Genomic DNA, 6,244 nt, shown 5'->3' on the forward strand with positions numbered 1-6,244 from the left:
CAGCAGCATCGCCGCCGCGGCGGCCGGGCCGCCGACGACCGCGGCCAGCACGACCAGGACGAGGGCGGCCGCCGCGCTGATCGCGATCACGAGCGGTCGTGGTCGCTCCTGCCGCGGGCGCCCGCCGCGCAGCGCTTCGGCCAGTTCCGGGTCGTCCTCGCGGAGTCGCCGTTCGAGTTCTTCCAGCCGCATCCGCTCGGCGGCGGTGAGGCGGCGGCCGTGGGGTCGGTCTGCGAGCATGCGGACCGGGTACCCGCCGAACAGCCCGCTGCACCTGCACGGGTGAGGGACCTGTGATCGGCTGAAGAGGTGGGCGGCGTGACGGCCAGTGATGCGGCGGTGGTGCGTTCCGGGGTGCGGCAGGCGGTGCAGGCCCTAGGGCGTGTCTGGTGGATCTGGGTCGATGGGCCTGGTGATCCAGATCGTTCCTGGCAAGGCGGAGGCTCGAGCCGTCATACCTGGCGTATCCGGTCGGGCCGACAACGCCGCCAGGGGCGATCTGGGCGCCAGGACCGCGATCCAGGGTCCGCCAGACGCGCCCTAGTGCGGCAGCTGGGCCCCGTGGCGGGGGTCGGTGAGGTGTCGCTGCGGCAGCATCCGGTGTGGGTCGAGGCGGACGCGGACGAAGGGGCCGGGCTGGGTGTGGTCGTCGTGCCCGGTTTCGGTGGCGCGGACGCGAGCATGGGCACGCTCCGGCGCTGGCTCGCCCGCCGCGGCTACCGGCCGACCGGCGCCGGCCTGGCGCTGAACCTGGGGTGCACCACCGACCTGGTCGGCAGGCTCGAGAAGCGGGTGGCCGAGCACGCCGCCGCCACCGGCGGTCCCGTCGTCCTGCTCGGGCACAGCCGCGGGGGATGGCTGAGCAGGCTCGTCGCGGTGCGGCGGCCGGACCTGGTGCGCGGGCTGGTGATGCTCGGCAGCCCGATCCTCGATCCGCTGGACGCGAGCGGCTTCGCGCTCACCGTCTGCCGCGTGATCGTGCGGCTGTCCACGCTCGGGGTCCGCGGCCTGCTCACCGCCGACTGCCTCGGCGGTGCCTGCCGCGACGACGCCGCCGACGGGCTCGCCGCGCCGCTGCAGGTGCCCGCGCTCGCGATCTACTCCCGGGAGGACGGGGTGGTCGGGTGGCGGTCCTGCCAGGACCCGGCCGCCGAGTGGGCCGAGGTGTGGTGCAGCCACAGCGCGATGGGCAAGGACCCCGACCTCTACACCTCGCTGGTGCCCCGGCTCGCGGGCTGGGCCGACGGGCATCGGGCCGAGCAGTCCGCCGCGGATCAGGGCCCCAGCGCGTCGACCCGCCCGGAGCCCGCGGTGTCGTAGCCGCCGAGCTCGCCGATCGCGGCACGCACGCCGTCGTCGTGCAGCGCGGCGACCAGCGGGGTCGCCGCCTCCAGCGCGTCCGCGGCGAGCACCACGTCGTAGTCCTCGGTCACCAGCGGCACGAAGTCCAGGTCCAGGTCGCGGGCCACCGAGCGCACCCCGAGCCCGGCGTCGGCGACGCCGGCCGCCACCGCGAGTGCCGTCTCCAGGTGCGAGCCGGTCTCCGGTCCGCGCACGGCGTCCGGGTCGCGGCCTGCGGCGAGCAGCAGCCGGTCGAGCAGCACGCGGGTGCCGGTTCCCGGCCCGCGCCTGGCCATCCGCAGCGGTGCCAGATCGGCGGCGGTCGCGAGGCCGCGTGGGTTGCCCGGCGGCACGATCAGGCCCTGTTCGCGACGCCAGAGGTGGATCAGGTGCGGGCGCCATCCGCGCAGCAGGCCGCGGGCGAACGGCGCGTTGTAGACGCCGCTGTGGTGCATCAGGTGCACGGCGGCGCCGTCGGCCCGGCCCTGCCGGAGCGCGCGCAGGCCGCCGAAGCTGCCGTCGGCGCCGACGCTCTGCACGGCGCGGCCGAGGTGGCGGGTGAGCACGTCCAGCGCGGGGTCGTCGCTGCCCGCGAGCCGGAACACGCGCTCGGCGTGCAGGAACCGGCGTGCGGCGAGCGCGCCGTCGCGGGCGACGCGCGCGCGACGGCGGTCGGCGGTGACGATCACGCCGGCGTCGGCCAGCACCCGCTGCGCCCGCCCGACCGTCGACGCCGTGGTGGCGAACCGCTGGGCCAGCTCGCGCACCCCGGGCAGCTCGGCGCCCGCGGGCAGCTCGCCCGCGCTGATCCGGCCGGCCAGGTCGGCGCACATCTCCCGGTACCGCGTCACGGGAGGACACCCTATTCTCCCGCTCTGTGCTAGCTCAGATGCGAGCAGTTCTCGCCGTCCTGGCCGCGTTGCTGCTCGTAGGGTGCAGCGCCCCGGGAACCTCCGCCGAGCGGTCGCTGATCCTCGCCACCACCACCAGCACGCAGGACTCCGGCCTGCTCGACGAGCTGGTCCCGGCGTTCACGGAGGACACCCGTTGGCAGGTGCAGACGATCGCCGTCGGCAGCGGGCAGGCGATCGAGCTCGGCCGGCGCGGCGAGGCCGACGTGCTGCTGGTGCACTCGCCCGCCGCCGAGGAGGGGTTCGTGGCCGAGGGCACCGTGGGGCGGCGGCTGCTCGTCATGCACAACGACTTCGTCCTGGTGGGGCCGGAGGGCGACCCGGCCGGGGTCCGCGGGGCCGCCGTGGGCGAGGCGATGGCGCGGATCGCGTCCTCGGGTGCGCTGTTCGTCTCCCGCGGCGACGACTCCGGCACGCACGCGCGGGAGAAGGCGCTCTGGGAACGGGCCGGGATCAGCCCGGGCGGCGGCTGGTACCAGGAGACCGGGCAGGGGATGGGCGCCACGCTGCGGGTGGCTGCGGAGAAGGGCGCCTACACCCTCGCCGACCGGGCCACCTACCTGAGCCAACCCGGGGGACTCGCCGTGCTCGGGGAGGGGGACCCCGGCCTGCTGAACATCTACCACGTGATCGAGATGACGACGCGGGCCGGCGAGCGCGTGCGGCCCGACGGCGCGGCCGCCTTCGCCGACTGGATCACCGCTCCCGCGGCCCAGCAGCGCATCGGGGAGTTCGGGGTGGCCGAGTTCGGGCAGCCGCTGTTCGTCCCGGACGCGGGTGAGCCGGAGCCGGCCGGCTGATGGACGTCCTGTTCGACGGCCTGGCCGAGGCGCTGCGGCTGCTGGCCGGCGGCGACGCCGACACCTGGGCGATCACACTGCTGACCCTGCGCGTCTCGCTGACGGCCACCCTGCTCGCGGCGCTCGTCGGAGTGCCGCTGGGCGCGGCGGTGGCCCTCACGAGCTTCCGGGGCAGGCGGATCGTGCTCGCCGCGGCCAACACGGGGATGGGGCTGCCGCCCGTGGTCGTGGGGCTCTTCGTCACGGTGCTGCTGTGGCGCAGCGGGCCGTTCGGCGCGCTCGGGCTGCTCTACACGCCGACCGCGATGGTGCTGGCCCAGGCGGCGATCGCCACGCCGGTCGTCGTCGCGCTGGTGGCCGCGGCGCTGCAGCAGGTGGACCCGGACTTCCTCGTGCAGTGCCACGCGCTGGGCGCGACCCGGTTCAGGGCGCTGCTCGCGCTGCTGGTCGAGGCGCGGCTGCCGCTGCTCGCGGCCGGGATGGCCGCCTTCGGGGCGGTGGTGAGCGAGGTCGGCGCCGCGCAGATGGTGGGGGGCAACATCGCCGGGCAGACGCGCGTGCTCACCACGGCCGCGGTGCTCGCCACGAGCCGCGGAGAGTTCGCCCTCGCCATCGCGTTCGGGCTGATCCTGCTGGGGATCGCGTTCGCGGTGAACCTGGTGCTGACGCTCACGCAGCAGCGGTCGATGCGGGCCGTATGACGTCCCGGATCGGGTGCCGGGACCTGCGGGTGGGTGTGCGCGGCCGGGACCTGCTGCACGTGGAGCGGCTCGACGTCGCCGCCGGGGCGGCCCTCGCGGTGCTCGGGCCGAACGGCGCGGGCAAGTCGACGCTGCTGCGTGCGCTCGGGCACCTCGGCGGGCTGCGCCGCACGGGCGAGGTGCGCCTCGACGGGCGGCCGGCCACGACCCGGGACCTGCGGACGGCCGTCGCCGCTGTGCTGCAGCGGCCGATCCTGCGCCGCGGGACGGTGGCCGCGAACGCCGCCGCCGGGCTGCGGCTGCGCGGCGTCCGCCGGGACGAGGCGGCCCGGCGGGCGGCGCCGTGGCTCGCCGCGCTCGGCGTCGCGCACCTGGCCGACCGGGACGCGCACACGCTGTCGGGCGGGGAGGCCCAGCGGGTGGCGCTGGCCCGCGCGCTCGCCGTCGCGCCCCGGGTGCTGCTGCTGGACGAGCCGTTCACCGGGCTCGACGCCAGCACCCGCACCGACCTGCTCGCCGACCTGCGGGCCGCCCTCGACGGCCTCGACACGGCGACCGTGCTCGTCACGCACGACCGGCACGAGGCCCGCGCGCTGGCGGGGGAGACCGCGCTGCTCATCGCCGGCCGGATCCGCCAGCTCGGCCCGACCGAGGAGGTGCTCGACCGCCCCGCCGACGCCGACTGCGCGCGGCTGGTCGGCCGCACCAACCTGCTGCCGCCCGCCGTCACCGGGCGGCCCGAGCTGCTCGCGGCGCGCCCCGAGCACTGCCGGGCGCTGCTCGCCGCACCCGGGCCCGACGCGCTCGCCGTACCCGGCGAGGTGCGCCGGATCGTGCCGCTCGGCGGCGGGACCCGGGTGGACGTGGACACCGCGGTGGGCACCCTGGCCTGCCTCGGGCCCGGCGCCGACGGGCTCCGCCCGGGCAGCGCGGTCGTCGTCGCGCTGGCCGAGGCCGACGCCCGCCCGGTCACCGCGGCGGGTGCCCGCAGGTGACGGCGGGGCGCGGGTCGCTCGATCAGGCGCCGGCGGGCCGTCGCGGGGTAGGGTCGGCGGGCCAGGTCGGGAGGGCACCGCACGTGCCCGCCTCGCGCAGATCGCCCCCTGGCGCACGGTCGCGCACCCGCACCGCCCTCGGCGGCTGCGGCTGCGGGACGACTGAGGGAGTCACGGACGCATGAGCAGGACCGGAAACTCTTCCCGCGGCGACGAGAACGGGCGGTTCGCCGCCGCCCAGGCCGCTCTCGAGGTGACCAACGACCTGCAGAACCGGCGCGCCGCCCGGGTGGTGGCAGGGCGCTCGCTCGACGCGGCCGACTGCGCCGAGATGCTCGCCATGCTCGGCCTCGACGCGGAGGGGAAGCGGGCCGCCCGGCAGTGACCCGGACCTCGGCGTGAGAATGTGACGTTACGTCACTACAATTCGACCGAGGGCGACGCCGGGAGGAGCAGCATGGAGCCTCTCGAGCGACTGATCACGATCGACCGGTCCAGCCCGGTGCCGCTGTACTTCCAGGTCGCGCAGCGCCTGCAGCACCTCATCGAGTCCGGTGAGCTCGCGCCGGGCGCGCGCCTGGACAACGAGATCGCCCTCGCCGACCAGCTCGGCCTGTCCCGCCCCACCGTCCGGCAGGCGATGCAGCACCTCGTCGACAAGGGCCTCCTGGCGCGCAAGCGCGGCGTCGGCACCCAGGTCGTCACCAACCGGGTGCGCCGGCAGGTGGAGCTCACCAGCCTCTACGACGACCTCGACCGGGCGGGCAGGCAGCCGCGCACCGAGGTGCTCTCCTGCGAGGTCGGGCCCGCGGCGTCCGAGGTGGCCGCCGCGCTCGCCGTCGAGCCGGGCACCGAGGTGCTCTCCGTGCGCCGGCTGCGGTACGCGGGCGACGAACCGCTCGCGATCATGCAGAACCAGCTGCGCGCCGACACCGGGATCACCGCCGAGGCGCTCGCCGAGCGCGGCCTCTACCGGCTCCTGCGCGCGGCGGGCATCGACATCCGGGTGGCCGACCAGGTCATCGGCGCCCGCAAGGCCACCGCGGCCGAGGCGGCGCTGCTGCACGAGCCGCGCGGCGCCACGCTCCTCACGCTGCAGCGCACCGCCTTCGACGACGCCGGCCGCCCGGTCGAGTACGGCCAGCACGTGTACCGGGCGGCGCTGTACTCCTTCGAGATGACGGTCACGGCCCGCTGACCCGCCGCGGCCGGCGCCCGCGACCCCCGGCGCCGACTGTCAGGAAGGCCACGTTCCGGACGCTGAATGACTGGAACGTGGCTTTCCTGATGTGATGAAGGAGCGGGCCCTCCGCTCCTCGTGACTCCCGGCTCATGCTCGGGGTGCGCACGTCGCACGATTCGAGGAGGCCCCTTGTGAGCGAACAGTACGCGGGACGGCAGATTGTCGGGATCGATCTGCATCGGCGGCGGTCGGTGCTGGTGCGGATGACCGAGTCCGGGCGAGCGGTTGGAGACGGTGCGGATCTCCAACGACC

Annotated in this window: 8 protein-coding genes; 6 read left to right on the top strand and 2 right to left on the bottom strand. The window is 76.0% G+C overall.

Features of this window, described 5'->3' with window-relative positions:
* The coding region (locus KME75_RS39215; RefSeq protein ID WP_219420034.1) for a DUF3040 domain-containing protein at positions 1-240 on the bottom strand (240 nt) is incomplete at its 3' end.
* A 321-nt stretch (positions 241-561) separates the two neighbouring features.
* Here KME75_RS39215 and KME75_RS39220 point away from each other — a divergent pair.
* Positions 562-1,320 (top strand): alpha/beta fold hydrolase, encoded by a 759-nt coding sequence (locus KME75_RS39220; protein WP_219420035.1) that lies wholly within the window; start codon positions 562-564, stop codon positions 1,318-1,320.
* Here KME75_RS39220 and KME75_RS39225 read toward each other — a convergent pair.
* Positions 1,275-2,192, bottom strand: a complete 918-nt coding sequence (locus KME75_RS39225; protein ID WP_219420037.1) for a GntR family transcriptional regulator — start codon at positions 2,190-2,192, stop codon at positions 1,275-1,277. The two genes, KME75_RS39220 and KME75_RS39225, sit on opposite strands and share 46 nt — an antisense overlap.
* Before the next feature lie 38 nt (positions 2,193-2,230).
* On the opposite strand from KME75_RS39225, the gene KME75_RS39230 reads away from it, so the two are divergent.
* The 5 genes from KME75_RS39230 to KME75_RS39250 all read left to right on the top strand — a co-directional run bounded on the left by KME75_RS39230 (position 2,231) and on the right by KME75_RS39250 (position 5,946).
* Entirely contained in the window at positions 2,231-3,052 is an 822-nt protein-coding gene (locus KME75_RS39230) for an ABC transporter substrate-binding protein (protein ID WP_219420038.1), read from the top strand.
* Entirely contained in the window at positions 3,052-3,753 is a 702-nt protein-coding gene (locus KME75_RS39235) for an ABC transporter permease (RefSeq protein WP_219420039.1), read from the top strand. The genes KME75_RS39230 and KME75_RS39235 overlap by 1 nt, the downstream gene beginning before the upstream one ends.
* A complete protein-coding gene (locus KME75_RS39240) occupies positions 3,750-4,748 on the top strand; it encodes an ATP-binding cassette domain-containing protein (protein WP_219420040.1) in 999 nt (332 codons plus the stop codon). Before KME75_RS39235 ends, KME75_RS39240 begins: the two co-directional genes overlap by 4 nt.
* 181 nt (positions 4,749-4,929) lie before the next feature.
* On the top strand, positions 4,930-5,133 hold the full coding sequence (locus tag KME75_RS39245; protein WP_219420044.1) for a hypothetical protein: 204 nt from the start codon (positions 4,930-4,932) through the stop codon (positions 5,131-5,133).
* A 72-nt stretch (positions 5,134-5,205) separates the two neighbouring features.
* Positions 5,206-5,946, top strand: a complete 741-nt coding sequence (locus tag KME75_RS39250; protein WP_219420042.1) for a GntR family transcriptional regulator — start codon at positions 5,206-5,208, stop codon at positions 5,944-5,946.
* Positions 5,947-6,244 lie beyond the last annotated feature (298 nt).

Origin of the sequence: Pseudonocardia nigra, assembly GCF_019396355.1 — a bacterium.
Lineage (GTDB): Bacteria > Actinomycetota > Actinomycetes > Mycobacteriales > Pseudonocardiaceae > Pseudonocardia > Pseudonocardia nigra.